The organism is Ekhidna lutea (assembly GCF_900188325.1).
GTDB lineage: Bacteria > Bacteroidota > Bacteroidia > Cytophagales > Cyclobacteriaceae > Ekhidna > Ekhidna lutea.
Window position 1 is genome coordinate 682,945 of sequence record NZ_FZPD01000003.1, and the last position, 14,704, is coordinate 697,648.

Genomic DNA, 14,704 nt, shown 5'->3' on the forward strand with positions numbered 1-14,704 from the left:
GAAAAATTCCTAAATGGGAGAAATTAGTCATATAAAAGAGCAGCTAAGCGAGGTTGGACTAAAAGCGACACATCCCAGGATAGTGGTTTTGCAAAAGCTCATGACCTCTCACGATCATCCCACCGCTGAGAATATTCATGAAACGATAAAAGAAGATAATCCTTCTATTTCTTTGGGAAGTGTTTATCGTGTATTGGATGTCTTGGTGGAAGCGGGTTTGATTCAGCGTGTTTCTGTAAGATCTGGCTCAAAGCGTTATGATGCCAATATGAATCCTCATGGTCATATCTATTGCCTGAAGACGAATAGGATTCAGGATTTTTATGATGAGGAGTTATATGGTTTAATAAACGAATTTTTCCGAAAAAAGAAGATTAGGAATTTCAGAATAAATGAAATAAAGCTTCAGGTAAATGGCGAACGCATCGATCCTGAAGATGATGTAACTATTATTTAAAAACTAAAAACTAAAACAAAACATGTCATTAGTAGGAAAAAAAGCACCTATTGTAAATGCACCCGCAGTAATCAACGGTGAAGAAATCGTTGAAAACTTTTCTTTGGATCAGTACATCGGTAAGAAGGAAGTAATGTTCTTCTTTTACCCAAAGGATTTCACATTTGTTTGTCCAACTGAAATCCACGCTTTCCAGGAAAAGCTTGAAGAGTTTGAAAAAAGAGGTGTAGCTGTAGTAGGCGCTTCTTGTGATACAGAAGAAACTCACCTAGCATGGTTGATGACTGATAAGGATAAAGGGGGAATCTCTGGCGTTACATATCCATTGGTGGCTGATCCGTCAAAAACTGTTGCTTCGAACTTCGGTGTATTGGCAGGAGACTGGGCATACGACGAAGAAGGGAACCTTGAATTTGACGGTGCGCCGGTAGCTTTCAGAGGTACATTCTTCATTGATAAAGAAGGAGTGGTAAGACATGAAACGATTAACGACCTTCCTCTTGGAAGAAACATCGATGAAATGTTGAGAATTGTTGATGCATGGCATCACGTTGAAAAACACGGGGAAGTATGCCCTGCAAACTGGGAAGAAGGTAAAACAGCAATGAACGCGACCAGAGAAGGAGTAGCAGAATACCTTTCCGCAAATTAATTCTTACATAAAATAGACAATGAGGCTAATCCTAAAGGGTTAGCCTTTTTTTGTTTGTATTGCGTACTATTGCTTCATTATGGATAAAATGGCTTATTGATTGAGAGCGCTAGTAGTAAAATCGACTGGGTTGTGGTATGAAGTCCGGGCAGATGGAGAAAAACTCATCGCCAGGCTGAGGGGCAAATTTAAGCTTGAAGATAAAAAGCTGACAAACCCCATTGCTGTTGGAGACTGGGTAGAGGTCATACCGAATGATCAAGCAAAAGATGAGTGGATTATCTCTGAGATTTATGCAAGGGAAAATTATGTGATAAGAGAGAGTCCAAGAAAAAAAGGACACGATCATCTAATTGCAAGTAATATTGATCAGGGAGTTTTAATTGTTACGCTAAAGAAACCTCGTACGTCAATTGGCTTCATCGATCGATTTCTTATTACACTGGAAGCTTTCCGAATCCCGGGAGTAATCCTTTTCAATAAGGAGGATTTGTACAAACAGAAAGATTTAGATAGATACGAAGAGTTAAAATCTATCTATGAAAATATTGGTTATAAAGTTGAGCTTTGTCAGTTTGATAAAGAAGTTTCAAAGGTGGTCCAGAACCTTTTACAGGACAAAATCAGTTTACTTTCAGGTCATAGTGGTTCAGGAAAATCAACATTGATCAATCAATTAATACCCAATGCAGGTCAGGAGGTGGGTGCTGTTTCTGATTTTGCCAATAAAGGCGTTCATACTACTACTTTCGCAGAACTTTTCCACTTGAATAAAGAATCTGCAATCATTGATACCCCCGGGATAAAAGAACTTGGACTTTCTGAAATAGAGGAAGAAGAACTATCACACTATTTTCCTGAAATGAGAGATTTTCTTGGCCAATGCAAATTTCATAATTGTCTACACGAAAATGAACCAGGTTGTGCAGTGAAAGAGGCCATAGGTAGCGAAATTTCTATATCCAGATATGAGAGTTATTTATCCATATTGAGGGTCGAAGACAATCGAAGATAAAAAAGGGTCACCTCAGCGGGTGACCCATCACACAACCAACCTAACTTACACTATTGCTAGTGTACAGGAATAACAATTGGTAATGGATGAGTGTTCGATTTTTGAGAAATTTTTAATTGAAACCTATTTCAATACCGTGATTTGGTCATCATTGGTATTGTCCTTGCTAAGTTTGAAAAATACGTGCATTTGTCACTTTAAATAGAGCAGCAGTCTTTTTGATTTATTTTTAATTTATTGAATATAAAATGGAGCTTATAATGAAGACATTAAAAACAGGTTTTGTGGGTGTGTTGATTGGCTTGTCGGGGATTTTTGTTTCCTGCGAGTTGTTTGAAGATGCAAATAATCCATTGACAGAAGGTGAAGTAGTGCAGGGCTTGAAAGAAGCCTTGGATATAGGATTATCAAATTCGGTAACAAGCGCCTCTTCAGTAGATGGGTATCTTAAAAATGAGATTATTAAGATATTACTTCCGTCTGAAGTTGCAGACCTTCAGGCTAAAATTGAAACGGAAAGCATAGGAGGGATTGTGCCGCTTTCGGTAGTATATGACGCCTATGTTGAAATAGAAAATGATGGAAATGACCTTTTCGAGGAACTGATTACTGCCATGAATAAAGGAGCTGAGAATGCTGCTTCCAAAGCGCTTCCAATTTTTGGAAATGCCATTGTGACCATGTCTATAACAGATGCATTTGATATTCTCAATGGTCATGAAACAGCCGCCACTGACTATTTTTTTCAAAATACCAGCCAACAATTATTTACGGCTTTTAACCCGGATGTAAAGAGTGCTCTTGATGCGACAGGTGCCAATCAAATCTATACCACAACGGCCGAATTTTTGAACTATGAATATGATCCAACTGGTTTAGGGCTTTCTACAGTAAGTCCCAGCGATGTGTTGAACGTTGAGCTGCCCAACAGTATTGATGAATATGCAACCACAAAAGCTATCGATGGGTTATTTTTCTTAATTGGAGAAGAAGAAAAAAAGATCAGAGAGGATCCTTTTGCATGGGGTAGCGCTATTATAGAACGAGTTTTCGGAAGTAATTAAAAAAACACCAACCACCCAGAAGATTCAAACCTTAGTTCTGACTTTTTAAGAACCAAATTGGTTTACACCCAATCACTTATGCCCATTTACCAATTGACGGACGATCTGATATTTCCTTCTGTTGAAGGTGCTGAAGATGGTATTGTGGCAGTTGGTGGAGACTTGCTGCCGGAGCGATTGATCATTGCCTATCAATCCGGAATCTTCCCATGGTATAGCAAAGGAGATCCGATCATTTGGTGGAGTCCGGATCCTCGTTTTGTATTATTTCCTGACCGCCTTCATATTTCAAAATCCATGAAAAGGGTGATGAATAACAAGGAGATTAAAGTGACTTTCAATCAAAATTTTGAACAGGTAATTTCTGAATGCAAACAAATACCTCGTCCGGGGCAAAAAGGTACATGGATAACCGATGAAATGGAGCTAGCTTATATACGCCTTCATGATATTGGAGTAGCAGAATCAGTAGAAGTCTGGAAAGACAAAGAGCTGGTAGGAGGGATGTATGGTGTAAGGATTGGGAAGGTATTCAGCGGAGAATCGATGTTTTCAAAAGCCAGCAATACATCAAAGCTGGCATTGATACATTTTATGCGCAAGTTCCGGGCTGAAGGAGGGGAGCTGTTTGATTGCCAGGTGCACTCAGATCATATGGAGCGAATGGGTGCGGAGGAGTTAAGTAGAGAATCTTACCTGGGGTATTTAAGATAGCTGGAAAAATTATCTGAAAGATTCAGCCAATTTAGAATAAATTGATGCTGAATTTAAAATCACACACATGTCTACATACCATCTGACAGATGACTTATTTTTTCCGCCGGTTTCTGACTCTGATAAGGACGGTTTGGTGGCTATTGGAGGCGATCTAAGTCCGGAGCGATTGATGCTTGCGTATCGCTCAGGGATTTTCCCCTGGTACAATGATGATGAACCGATCATGTGGTATAGTCCGGATCCTCGTTTTGTTTTACTTCCAGATAAACTTTACGTCAGCAGATCCATGCGAAGTGTGTTGCGAAAGGAGGAATTTGCTGTCACATTCAATCAGGATTTTGAAGGGGTAATTGATAGTTGTAGACAAATGCAGCGTGCTGGTCAGGATGGCACATGGATTACCGAAGAGATGGTGGAAGCTTATATTAAGCTTAATAAATTAGGATATGCCCAATCAGTAGAAGTTTGGAAGGATAATGAGCTGGTTGGAGGTATGTATGGCATCCGTTTGGGAACCGTTTATTGTGGAGAATCCATGTTCTCCAAGGTGAGCAACGCCTCCAAAGTGGCTCTGATCGTGTTTATACAAAAATTCAAAGAGGAGGGAGGACAGTTATATGATTGTCAGGCATATACTGATCATATGGCCAGCATGGGCGCTGAGCTAATCGATAGGAATGATTTTCTGAAATATTTGGATGTTCAAAACCCCTCAGCATAATTATCACCTCTTGTGTAATCAGCCCCACCTTCAAGTTTGCCATCCTCTCTGATCAGGATACAACCCATTCTACCCATAGATTTTCTCGGCTCAATTTTGTGTCCGAGTTTTTCCAGTCCTTTCAGGGTATTTGGGTCAATAGGCCGTTCCTCAATGAGGATTCGATCAGGTAGCCACTGACTGTGTGTACGGGTTGCATTCACAGCATCCTGCATGCCCATCCCATGATCGATTACGTTCATTATGACCTGAAAAACAGAGGTAATAATTGTAGCACCCCCGGGTGTTCCGACAACCATTTTAACCTTGCCGTCTTTTTCAACAATGGTAGGAGTCATGCTGCTAAGCATTCGCTTCTCCGGGACGATGGCATTGGCTTCTCCACCTACAAGTCCAAATTGATTGGGTACACCAGGTTTGGCACTAAAGTCGTCCATTTCATTATTGAGAAAAAAGCCCGCTCCCTTGACGTATACTTTGCATCCGAAAAACGAATTTAAGGTAGTGGTTAGCGATACTGCATTGCCTTCAGGGTCGATGACTGAGAAGTGCGTTGTTTCAACGCTCTCAATTACTTCTACTTCACCCTCTTTTATTTCCTGAGAGTCCGTCTTTTTTTTCAATGAAATAGTTGAAAACCGCTCTTTGTTATAATCGGGATCAAGTAGCATTTTAACTGGTACCTCGAAATAATCCGGATCTCCAAGATGAGTGGCTCGATCAGCATACACCCGACGTTCCAGTTCTGTCAATAGATGGATGGTCTTTGTAGAATTATGTCCCATTTCAGCAATGTCGTATTGTTCAGCGCCTTGTAATAATTGTAAGACCGCTACACCGCCACTTGATGGTGGAGGCATGGAAATAATTTTATGTCCTCGGTAGCTACCTGTAAGTGGATCTCGCCACTTGGAGCTATAGTTTTTTAAATCATCCTCAGAAATCAATCCACCACCACGTTGCATTTCTTTTACTATCTGATCAGCAACTATGCCACCATAAAACCCATCGCGTCCACGGTCCCTGATCTGTGTAAGTGTTCCAGCTAGTTCAGTAAACTTAATAGTGTCATTCACTTGCCACGGTTGATTTTTCACCAGAAAAAAATCAGGCCCATTTACATTGATAAAATCCTCGCGTTTCTCATTAAATTCATCAGCTTGATCTTGGGTGATAGTGAATCCGTAATACGCCAGATTGATGGCTGGCTGAATCAGTTCATTTAATGGCTTGGTTCCATGTGCCGCATGCAGTTTTAAAATACCATCTACAGAGCCTGGTATCCCAGCAGCCAAATGACCAGTCGTGCTTATGTCAGGTATGACCTCTCCATTTTCATCCTGATACATATCTCTCCTTGCAGCACCGGGCGCCTTCTCTCTAAAATCGAGCGACCCAATCGTTCCATCACTCATTCGGTAAACAGCAAAGCCACCGCCTCCAATATTCCCGGCTCTGGGGAATACAACAGCCAGTGCAAACTTTACTGCAAGTGCAGCATCAAATGCATTACCACCATTTTTTAATACGTCAACCCCAATCTTAGTTGCTAGTGGGTGAGCAGATGAAATCATCGCCTGCTCGCCCAAAGGACCTGTTTCAGATGGAATAGGCTGATAATTAGATTGAACCTGGCAACTTAATAGTAGTACGAGAAAGGTCAGTCTGATTAATTTCATGGGTTAGGATTTCATTCGCACAATTTTGATGCGCTTACGCTTACGATGTTTTTTCTGGTCATATGGAAACCAATGCTTTTTTGGCTTCACTACTTTCACGGTGTGTGATCTGCTGCAAGAAGAAGTGAGTACTCCAGAACATAAAATGATGAACGCCAATAGTAATTTCTTTACCATAATCTGAGGTGAAAACTAATCAACGTTGGAAGTGTAAAAAAATGATATATCTCTAGCGTTATAAGTAAGTTTATAAACTTCATTTCATAAGTTGGTAGTTATCAGCGGTTAGCATTTGGTTTAGTTAAGCGATTCCTTAATGGAAAATTTTGTTGTTACGGGTCGAATGATTATCTTCATCAGCCCTAAGCGAAAAACAGTATCCAAGTCAACCGAAAAAGCTAACCAGCAAAAATGAAAGAGTCACCTAGAACCCCATTAGAAATTGAAATTCCCAAAGGCTACAGAAGATATAAATTGAAAGGCATTGATCGCGAGATCATCGCTAAAAAGGGAGGCCCTACCGCCTCGCAAATCAAGACTAAAGCCTCTTACAAAGAATTAAGAAATAATCAGAAAGAATTTGGTGTGGCCTCAATGATGGCGAAAACACTAAGGCAGTCACTTTCAACAGGGATGTCAGAAATTTGCGAGACATATGTTTCAGGAAAGCTAACTGCACAATTTAGAAATCTTGCGAAAATGGAAGAGGGTAAGACGGGCACCCGCCCTTTGTTCCTCAGCAAGCACGGCCACTTGCTCAATGGCTTTGAGTTTAACTCTAAAGCGCCATATGAAAAGATATTTGGAGCCAAATATTTTGTGAAGCCAGGGTCACAACGAGGGCAGGTGATTCTTCACTTTCCCGCATTCATTCCTGAAAAGACATTCAAGAGCCCGAAAGGTGCTACCAACTTTAAAATTACGGCAAGATTAATTGCTCTCTCAGACTACCAGTTTGATCAGAAAGCGGGTGGGTACAAGCCGGTGAATAAGGATTTGCACGGAAAGTTTGGCACTTATGATAGCGCCATGCTTCCATTGCTCAAAATTCCAACGGAACCGATGACAGGAATGATTTCTATAGATAATAGAATCATACCTGAAGGAACCGGATTATTTCTCGTAATGGCAGTGAGCTTTTACAGGATGGAAAACGGAAAATTTGTGCACTTATGCAAAGAAAGCGGAATGCAAATCCAAAAGGTGCTATAACCTAATTTAGAAGAGGTTCGTTTTTCTAATGAAATCCAACCTCAATGAAAACATTTTCGATTTTACTTACCCTTCTGATCGTACAAAGTAATCTTTGGGCTCAGGACTATTACGATCTGGCAAGAGCTCATTTTCATGACGATCAGCTTGACTCAGCCAGATACTACATCAATATTAATCTTTCAAAGAATCCTGGAGCAGAAGATTATTTTCTCAGTGCGATGATCCATGAAGCCGAGAATAAAGATTTAAGAGCTCTTGCTGATTATGAGGCTGTCATTAAATATGAACCCAACAATCTGGAAGCTTATTTTCAAAAAGGGTTGATTTACTACAATTCAGCAAGTACTGAGCAAGCAATCAGAGACTTTACTTTCGTCCTTGAAAATCAACAAGGATCTGAAACCAAAGCCGTTTATTATGGATCAGACCCTACAGGTGCTAAAGGCACATTTTTAACCACTCTTCAATCCATGATCAGCCGAGTGTATCAATACCGCGGAATGGCCTATCAAAAATTGGGTGACTGGGATAATGCACTAAAGGATTTTACAAGCGCTTTTGAATATGACACCATAGCGGATTGTTTCATCAACCGATCGCAGTTGTATTCCAAAATGGGGAATGACCAGGCTGCTATTGCAGATTTGAAAGCAGCACTTCGTATCGACTCAACTAACTATCATGCATGGTATAATCTGGCTATACTTGATGAATCGACTCAATTGCCCTTGTTTTTACTGAACGACCAGGAATTCACTCCGATGCTTAATCTTGTAGGGGCCAATGCTTACGAAAGCGGGGAATATGGGTTAGCGGCAAAGTATCATACGAAAGCTATTGAAGCAAATCCCGAGGATGATCTTGCCTACTTGAGTAGAGGTAAAGCACTTCTTCGAACTGGAGCTTATGGTCAGGCAAGACAGGATTTTATCAAAGCACTACAACTTAATCCAGCCAGATCAGAAGCTTTTCATTTGATTGGAAACACGTTATTTCATGAGAAAAAGTACAAGGATGCCGTGGGATTTTATGAACGGTACCTTTCGGTAGATCGAGGCTACAAGAATGTTTGGTTTAATACAGCCATGGCTTATTTAAGCATGAATGAAAATGATAAAGGCTGTGAATATCTTCAAAAGGCTGATGAGCTGGGTATGGGTCAGGCCTCTGAGTTAATGGAAAAACATTGTGGTAGCCAATAGCTGATTTTCTTTTTACCTTTGTAGAATGGCAAATCAAACTAGTTTGAAAATAGATATGCACACGCATATCCTTCCTCACAGCATACCAAATTTTGCTGAGAAATTCGGATATGGTGACTTCATTCACCTGTTGCACCACAAGCCGGAAGCTGCCCGAATGATGAAGGGTGATAAATTTTTCCGTGAGATTCAATCAAACTGTTGGGACGAAAAATTGCGGATTGAAGAGTATAAGAAATTCGACACGCAGGTACAGGTGGTTTGCACCATTCCTGTGATGTTTAGTTATTGGGCTGACGCTCATGATTGCCTTGATTTGTCCATGTTTCTCAATGACCACATCGCTCAAGTGGTTGAGGAAAACCCAAAAAACTATATTGGGTTAGGTACTGTGCCAATGCAGGATACTGATTTGGCTATAAAAGAATTGGAGCGATTGAAAAAGCTAGGTATTCCTGGTGTGCAAATAGGTTCCAATATCAACAATCATAACCTAAGTAAGCCGCGGTTTTTCGAGTTTTTCGAAGCGTGTGAAAGGTTAGGAATGGCGATACTAGTTCATCCTTGGGAGATGATGGGCAAAGAATACATGGAGAAATATTGGCTTCCGTGGCTGGTGGGAATGCCTGCTGAAACGGCACGAGCTGCGGCATCCATGATTTTTGGGGGTGTCTTTGAGCGCTATCCAAAACTGCGGGTTTGTTTTGCTCATTCCGGTGGATCACTTTTAGCTACCATCGGTCGTTTGGAGCATGGTTTCAATTGCCGACCGGATTTGGTTGCGGTCCACAACAATGTGAACCCAAGAGAATATCTGGGTAAATTCTGGGTCGATAGCATTACACATGACCCTACTTACTTGAAGTATGTGATTGATCTGATTGGATCTGAAAAAGTATGCTTAGGTTCTGACTACCCGTTTCCGCTTGGAGACCTGGAAATTGGGAAATTCATCACAGAAATGGATTTACCACAGCAGGATTTAGATAATATTTTCTATCAGTCTACACTCGATTGGCTCGGCTTGAGTGAAAGCAAGAACAAAGACCTTCTAAAGGTTTTGATGGAGTCCAATTAAAAACACCCTCCTTTGAAGGGGTAATGGAAAGATTATTCAGACTGCTTTAAATATTTATCCAACGACATCCGGGCTACTTTACTCACACGGTTTTTAAGGTAGGGAGACCAGCCCATAAGCACACCTGTAAGACCTAGAGCCATTTTGGACCAGCGCCAGAAATCAAACTCATCGGTGTGCTTAATAATTAATCCATCTTTAAACTCCATTGTTGTATGGATAATGTTATGAACCGGATTTCCGGTTTTAGAAAACTCATAGTCTGCTTCCCATATACACTGAGCCATTTCATCATCGCCCATCACAGTGTGGAAGTCAATTTCCAGATTTCCTTTTGATCGCTTAATAAGCATCTCCCACATAGCCGTCACTTCATTGTGGTCCAGACTCTTAAAGACGGGATCGTTGAAGATTATATCCTGATGGTAACATGATGCCATGGTTGTAGCATCGTGTTGCTTAAAGGCTTCATAGAATTTTTCTAACGTGAGCTTGCTCATAAATAATCATCAATTAAAAGTTTCTTCACCTTTGGTAATCCTGTACTTGCTGGTTCTTCAAATAGGTGGAATTGATTTCCGGTTGCAATGTCCGGTATTTTAGGATCGACAACAAATTTTGGTATTTCTGGTTTCGCAAAATCAAGTAGTCCGGCGGCCGGATAAACAACCAAAGAAGTTCCGGCTACAATAAATATATCCGCATTTACTGTTTCATGCATGGCCATTTCCATCATTGGAACAGGTTCTCCAAACCAGACAATATGAGGACGTAACTGAGATCCTTTTTCACATTTATCACCTTCTTTCAATTCCCACCCATCAAGTTCATAAATAAGGCCTGGATCAATAGTGCTCCTTACTTTACTGATCTCTCCATGTAGGTGGAGGACGTTTGTACTTCCTGCTTTTTCGTGTAGTGCATCAATGTTTTGTGTGATTATGGATACATCAAAATACTCCTCCAACTCAGCCAATGCCAGATGTCCGGGATTTGGCTTGACTTCCAATGCCTGCTTTCTTCGTTGATTATAAAATTCAAGCACTAGCGCCTGATCTCGGGCCCATGCCTGAGGGGTGGCAACTTCAGTCACATCATGACCTTCCCACAATCCATCAGAATCACGAAATGTTTTCAATCCGCTTTCGGCACTGATACCTGCTCCTGTAAGCACCACAATTTTCTTTTTCATAAAGGCTTTGATTCAAAAGTCGTCCAACCACTTTGAGTAGTGGAACGACTCAACTTAATTAAAAAAAGCTTCCGATTTGGAAGCTTTAAGTTAGTGAGAATGATCTTTTAATTAGTTGAGTGGAAAACGTACCCCGCCAAATAACGAGAGCTGATCAAAATCTCCAAGGACATATTTGGCTTCCGCGAAAGGTATCGCTGAGCCTCCGGCATCAAAGTTGGCTCCTATTCCCAAATTGAGTCCAAGCTCTGTATTTGTGTCAATCCCTTCTACCTTAATACCTGTTAGATTAAGTCCGGCAATGCCATAAATCGTTGCGCTATTCTCACTAAATATGTAGTTGATGTTTCCATTAATCTCCCACCAACTTACATTGTTTTTCTTGAAGTAGAATATGAGGCTTGGTGCGATATTTATATCCGATGATGCAGCAAACTCCCCATTGAATCCAATTCCTGCATTTTCAATCTCAGAGCCATATGCCAAACCTACACCCGCTCTTGATTGGGCATTAGTAGAAAACGACAGAGCGATAATGATAAAGGATAAGAATATTATTTTTTTCATAGCTGAATTAATTTGATTAGCAATAAAGGTAATATTTTAAGAAATAATATAACTATTCACCTGAGTCTTAAGTATGATTTTGACTAAATTTTTCTAATAAAGGTGATGTGTAAAAGTCCTATATCTAATTATCTTAGAATTCTAATCAAACAAAAACTATAATGAAAAGACTATTATTATTGACGTTTTTAGCCGGATCATTCGGCTTAGCAAATGCACAAACAGAAGAAGGCGGATGGCTGGTTGGAGCAACATCTAACCTTAATTTCACATCAACCAAAGCCGATGGTGCAGATAACAGCTCAAACCATTTTGGCTTAAACGCAGGAGCTGGATACTTCGTAATAGATAATCTTGCTGCTGGACTTAACTTAGGATTCAATAGTTTCTCAGAAGGAGATGTCTCAGGTAATTCCTTTTTAATAGGACCCTTTGCGAGGTATTATGTTAATGGGGTATTTTTTGTAGGGGCTTCATTCTCCTCAGAAAGTGGATCTTCTGAAAATGAATTCACAGAATTTGACTATAGTAGAACGATATTTGGATTGGAAGCGGGATATCCTGTCTGGATCGTAGATAATGTTGCAGTGGAGCCAGCCCTTGTCTATACCTCAAGAAAAAGTGATGATTTTGTAAATTCAAATTCTTTTGGGCTTAATGTCGGATTTAGACTTTACTTCTAATCCAAACTAAACAGGAACATAGATGATTTTCTTTGTTTCAAAAAAGACCTCTTCGTAGTATTCGGAGAGGTCTTTTTCAATATACCCTCGCCCAAACTCTTTCATCTCCTGTGTTAAGTCACCTCCTTTGAGTAAGATCATCCCATTGTCCAGATCGTTTTTTTGATTTTTACTCACTTTTTTATGTGCCCAGATGAAAAGCTGTTTGGTTTGTGCCACAGCTCGTGAGACTACAAAATCGAATGTTCCTTTCACCTTTTCCATCCGTTGATGCTCTGAAGTTAGATTTTTTAATCCAATGGCATCAGCAACTTCTTTTACTACCGTAATTTTTTTTCCGATTGAATCTACAAGATGAAACTGACAATCAGGGAAAAGGATAGCTAAGGGTATGCCGGGAAAGCCACCACCTGTCCCTACATCGAGTATTTTAGATTCAGGGGTGAATTGTGTGAATTTTGCAATGGCAAGACTATGCAGGACATGCCGTTCATATAGCTGGTCGATATCTTTCCTGCTTACCACATTGATCTTAGCATTCCACTCTTCATAGAGTGCTTGAAGCTGATCCAGCTGATTTTTCTGGTTTTCAGATAGGTCAGGAAAGTATTTTTGGATGATTTCAGAGCTCATAAATCATATTTGAATTTCCAACTTTGGAAGGGGTAAAGAGATGTTTAAATATAGTATTGGAGTGATAACACCCCTGTAGTCTCGAAACATCGAACCGCCTCATGGGGATATTTTAAATATGCTTCTTCTTATCCTTTACTAGCTCATACATCAGCTCTCTGGCTCTGTGTAGTTGCGCTTTCACCGTGCCTAATGGAGCTTCCAGCTCTTTTGCAATTTCATCGTACGAAAGCTCATCGAAATACCTCAGCTTAACCAGTCGTTGGTATTTGGCAGGAAGCTTATCTACAAACATCCGTACCAGCTCAATCTTTTGATCCTTGATTGTCTCCTGATCAGGCGTAAGGTTTTTATCCTGTACATCAATATTGACAGACTCACCACTATCATCGGTGAAGGTGCTATTCAGGCTGAAAGTATTGAGCTTCTTCTTACGGATAAAGTCAATCGCATTATTTGTAGCGATACGAAAAAGCCAGGTACTAAACGTATAGTCTTTTTTAAACCTACCTAAATTCTTAAACGCTTTAGCAAATGCCTCAATGGTCAAATCCTCCGCATCGTCAACATTCCTCACCATCTTCAATATCATATGATAAACGGGCTTCTTGTAGCGCTGCATGAGTTCTGCATAGGCTGCCTGGTCTTTACCTTCAGTGGCAAGATCAATCAACTTAAAGTCTCTCAGCGCCTTATCAGAAAACTGACGATTTAGTTCTTCCATGGAATGTCCTTTACGAGTTTTGACCACAGCGCCAATACCGGAGTAAGCACTGCATATAGCATGTCAACGAGTGGAAGCAATATATAGTTAATATTGATTCCTATTTTACTCGCAGCAAATCTATAACCCACTAATTTAATAAATAGGTAAAAAAGCAGCATCCATCCGAAATTTATTGAAGTCCAAACAAGTGGGATGGAAAGGATGAAAAGTAAATGGGTGCTATGAATAGCACTGAGAAGTATTTGATCTCTGGACTTATACCTTGAACTAACGGAAAAATGCCTGATTTTTTGTTGGAAGTAGTCTTTCCAGGTCTTTTCCGGATAGGTTAGTACTGTACTTTCATCACCCAGCATCACTTGCGTATTCCTTTTTGTAGCATGAGATTGAATAAACAGGTCATCATCTCCACCATTGATTTCTTTGATGGATTGGTAGCCATTTTTTTCTTCAAAAAATGATCTGCGAATTGAAAGGTTCCGTCCAACACCCATATACGGTTTACCTTGAAGTGCTCTCGCAGTGTATGTGAAAGCTGTCATATATGACTCAAATCGCATATACGAGCTTAGGAATGCTCCTCCTTTCACGTAAGGAGAAACTCCAATAATGATATCAGATTGCTCGGTAATGGATTCATTAATAAGGCTGAGCCATCTATCTGAGTTGGGAATGCAGTCAGCATCTGTGAAAACAATCCAGTCACCTTGTATAAGTTCTACAGCCTGCTGAAGGGCAAATTTTTTAGGGTTCCAATCTGTCGGAACTTCCTGATTATTGATAATCCTTATTTGTGGTGATTTAAGGCCTTCTAAATAGCTTTTGCTTTCGTCCGAACAGCGATCCAGAGAAATCGTAATATCAAAATTTGCGTACTCCTGTTGGAGCAACTTTGGAACCAGTTTTTTTAGGTTTTCTTCTTCATTTCGAGCGGCTATTACAATTGAAAAAAAGTTCTCCTTCTCACTTACACTTTTTTCCATGGGAAGAAAGAAAGCTGATGTTAGGTACACCATTATTCCAAGGTGGATGACTCCAATGATGCACCAGATAAAAAATATCATGAAGTGAATTAAATAAAACCTTAGACGAAAAAGAATCA

Annotated in this window: 17 protein-coding genes; 10 read left to right on the top strand and 7 right to left on the bottom strand. The window is 40.2% G+C overall.

Annotated features, from left to right (window positions below):
• Positions 1-13 precede the first annotated feature (13 nt).
• The 6 genes from CHB71_RS10960 (at position 14) to aat (CHB71_RS10985) (ending at position 4,626) form a co-directional block, all read left to right on the top strand.
• Complete coding sequence (locus CHB71_RS10960; protein WP_089356951.1) at positions 14-457, top strand: Fur family transcriptional regulator; 444 nt, start codon at positions 14-16, stop codon at positions 455-457.
• 22 nt (positions 458-479) lie between these two features.
• Entirely contained in the window at positions 480-1,109 is a 630-nt protein-coding gene (locus CHB71_RS10965; RefSeq protein ID WP_089356952.1) for a peroxiredoxin, read from the top strand.
• A gap of 100 nt (positions 1,110-1,209) precedes the next feature.
• Positions 1,210-2,124 carry a ribosome small subunit-dependent GTPase A gene (gene rsgA / locus CHB71_RS10970; protein WP_089356953.1) on the top strand — a complete coding sequence of 305 codons (915 nt, stop codon included), beginning with the start codon at positions 1,210-1,212 and terminating at the stop codon, positions 2,122-2,124.
• Positions 2,125-2,384: 260 nt separating this feature from the next.
• Complete coding sequence (locus CHB71_RS10975; RefSeq protein ID WP_179213381.1) at positions 2,385-3,188, top strand: DUF4197 domain-containing protein; 804 nt, start codon at positions 2,385-2,387, stop codon at positions 3,186-3,188.
• A gap of 78 nt (positions 3,189-3,266) precedes the next feature.
• The gene (gene aat, locus CHB71_RS10980; protein ID WP_221406709.1) at positions 3,267-3,902 is read left to right on the top strand and encodes a leucyl/phenylalanyl-tRNA--protein transferase; all 636 of its coding nucleotides are present in this window, start codon (positions 3,267-3,269) and stop codon (positions 3,900-3,902) included.
• 67 nt (positions 3,903-3,969) lie between these two features.
• Positions 3,970-4,626, top strand: coding sequence for a leucyl/phenylalanyl-tRNA--protein transferase (aat, locus tag CHB71_RS10985; protein WP_089356955.1), 657 nt, complete (start codon positions 3,970-3,972; stop codon positions 4,624-4,626).
• Here aat (CHB71_RS10985) and ggt read toward each other — a convergent pair.
• Entirely contained in the window at positions 4,608-6,305 is a 1,698-nt protein-coding gene (gene ggt, locus CHB71_RS10990) for a gamma-glutamyltransferase (protein WP_245811252.1), read from the bottom strand. The genes aat (CHB71_RS10985) and ggt overlap by 19 nt on opposite strands.
• A 411-nt stretch (positions 6,306-6,716) precedes the next feature.
• Here ggt and CHB71_RS10995 point away from each other — a divergent pair, with 411 nt between their 5' ends.
• The 3 genes from CHB71_RS10995 to CHB71_RS11005 are packed head-to-tail and all read left to right on the top strand — an operon-like array spanning position 6,717 to position 9,800.
• Positions 6,717-7,517, top strand: a complete 801-nt coding sequence (locus CHB71_RS10995; protein ID WP_089356956.1) for a hypothetical protein — start codon at positions 6,717-6,719, stop codon at positions 7,515-7,517.
• A gap of 44 nt (positions 7,518-7,561) precedes the next feature.
• Positions 7,562-8,722: a tetratricopeptide repeat protein gene (locus CHB71_RS11000; RefSeq protein ID WP_089356957.1), complete on the top strand. Its 1,161-nt coding sequence runs from the start codon at positions 7,562-7,564 to the stop codon at positions 8,720-8,722.
• 25 nt (positions 8,723-8,747) lie between these two features.
• Positions 8,748-9,800, top strand: coding sequence for an amidohydrolase family protein (locus CHB71_RS11005; RefSeq protein WP_245811253.1), 1,053 nt, complete (start codon positions 8,748-8,750; stop codon positions 9,798-9,800).
• Between the two features lie 32 nt (positions 9,801-9,832).
• Here the strand turns inward: CHB71_RS11005 and CHB71_RS11010 are convergent, their stop codons facing one another.
• The 3 genes from CHB71_RS11010 to CHB71_RS11020 form a co-directional block, all read right to left on the bottom strand.
• A complete protein-coding gene (locus CHB71_RS11010; protein WP_089356958.1) occupies positions 9,833-10,300 on the bottom strand; it encodes a nuclear transport factor 2 family protein in 468 nt (155 codons plus the stop codon).
• On the bottom strand, positions 10,297-10,992 hold the full coding sequence (locus CHB71_RS11015; protein WP_089356959.1) for an SIR2 family NAD-dependent protein deacylase: 696 nt from the start codon (positions 10,990-10,992) through the stop codon (positions 10,297-10,299). The genes CHB71_RS11010 and CHB71_RS11015 overlap by 4 nt, the downstream gene beginning before the upstream one ends.
• A gap of 111 nt (positions 10,993-11,103) precedes the next feature.
• Positions 11,104-11,559 (bottom strand): hypothetical protein, encoded by a 456-nt coding sequence (locus CHB71_RS11020; protein WP_089356960.1) that lies wholly within the window; start codon positions 11,557-11,559, stop codon positions 11,104-11,106.
• Positions 11,560-11,720: 161 nt separating this feature from the next.
• Between CHB71_RS11020 and CHB71_RS11025 the strand changes: the two genes are divergently transcribed.
• The gene (locus tag CHB71_RS11025; RefSeq protein ID WP_089356961.1) at positions 11,721-12,242 is read left to right on the top strand and encodes an outer membrane beta-barrel protein; all 522 of its coding nucleotides are present in this window, start codon (positions 11,721-11,723) and stop codon (positions 12,240-12,242) included.
• 6 nt (positions 12,243-12,248) lie between these two features.
• Here the strand turns inward: CHB71_RS11025 and rsmG are convergent, their stop codons facing one another.
• From rsmG to CHB71_RS11040, 3 genes are all read right to left on the bottom strand, one after another.
• A complete protein-coding gene (gene rsmG / locus CHB71_RS11030; protein ID WP_089356962.1) occupies positions 12,249-12,875 on the bottom strand; it encodes a 16S rRNA (guanine(527)-N(7))-methyltransferase RsmG in 627 nt (208 codons plus the stop codon).
• 112 nt (positions 12,876-12,987) lie between these two features.
• Positions 12,988-13,599 (bottom strand): RNA polymerase sigma factor, encoded by a 612-nt coding sequence (locus CHB71_RS11035; RefSeq protein ID WP_089356963.1) that lies wholly within the window; start codon positions 13,597-13,599, stop codon positions 12,988-12,990.
• Positions 13,587-14,666 (bottom strand): glycosyltransferase, encoded by a 1,080-nt coding sequence (locus CHB71_RS11040; protein WP_089356964.1) that lies wholly within the window; start codon positions 14,664-14,666, stop codon positions 13,587-13,589. The genes CHB71_RS11035 and CHB71_RS11040 overlap by 13 nt, the downstream gene beginning before the upstream one ends.
• Between the last annotated feature and the right edge of the window lie 38 nt (positions 14,667-14,704).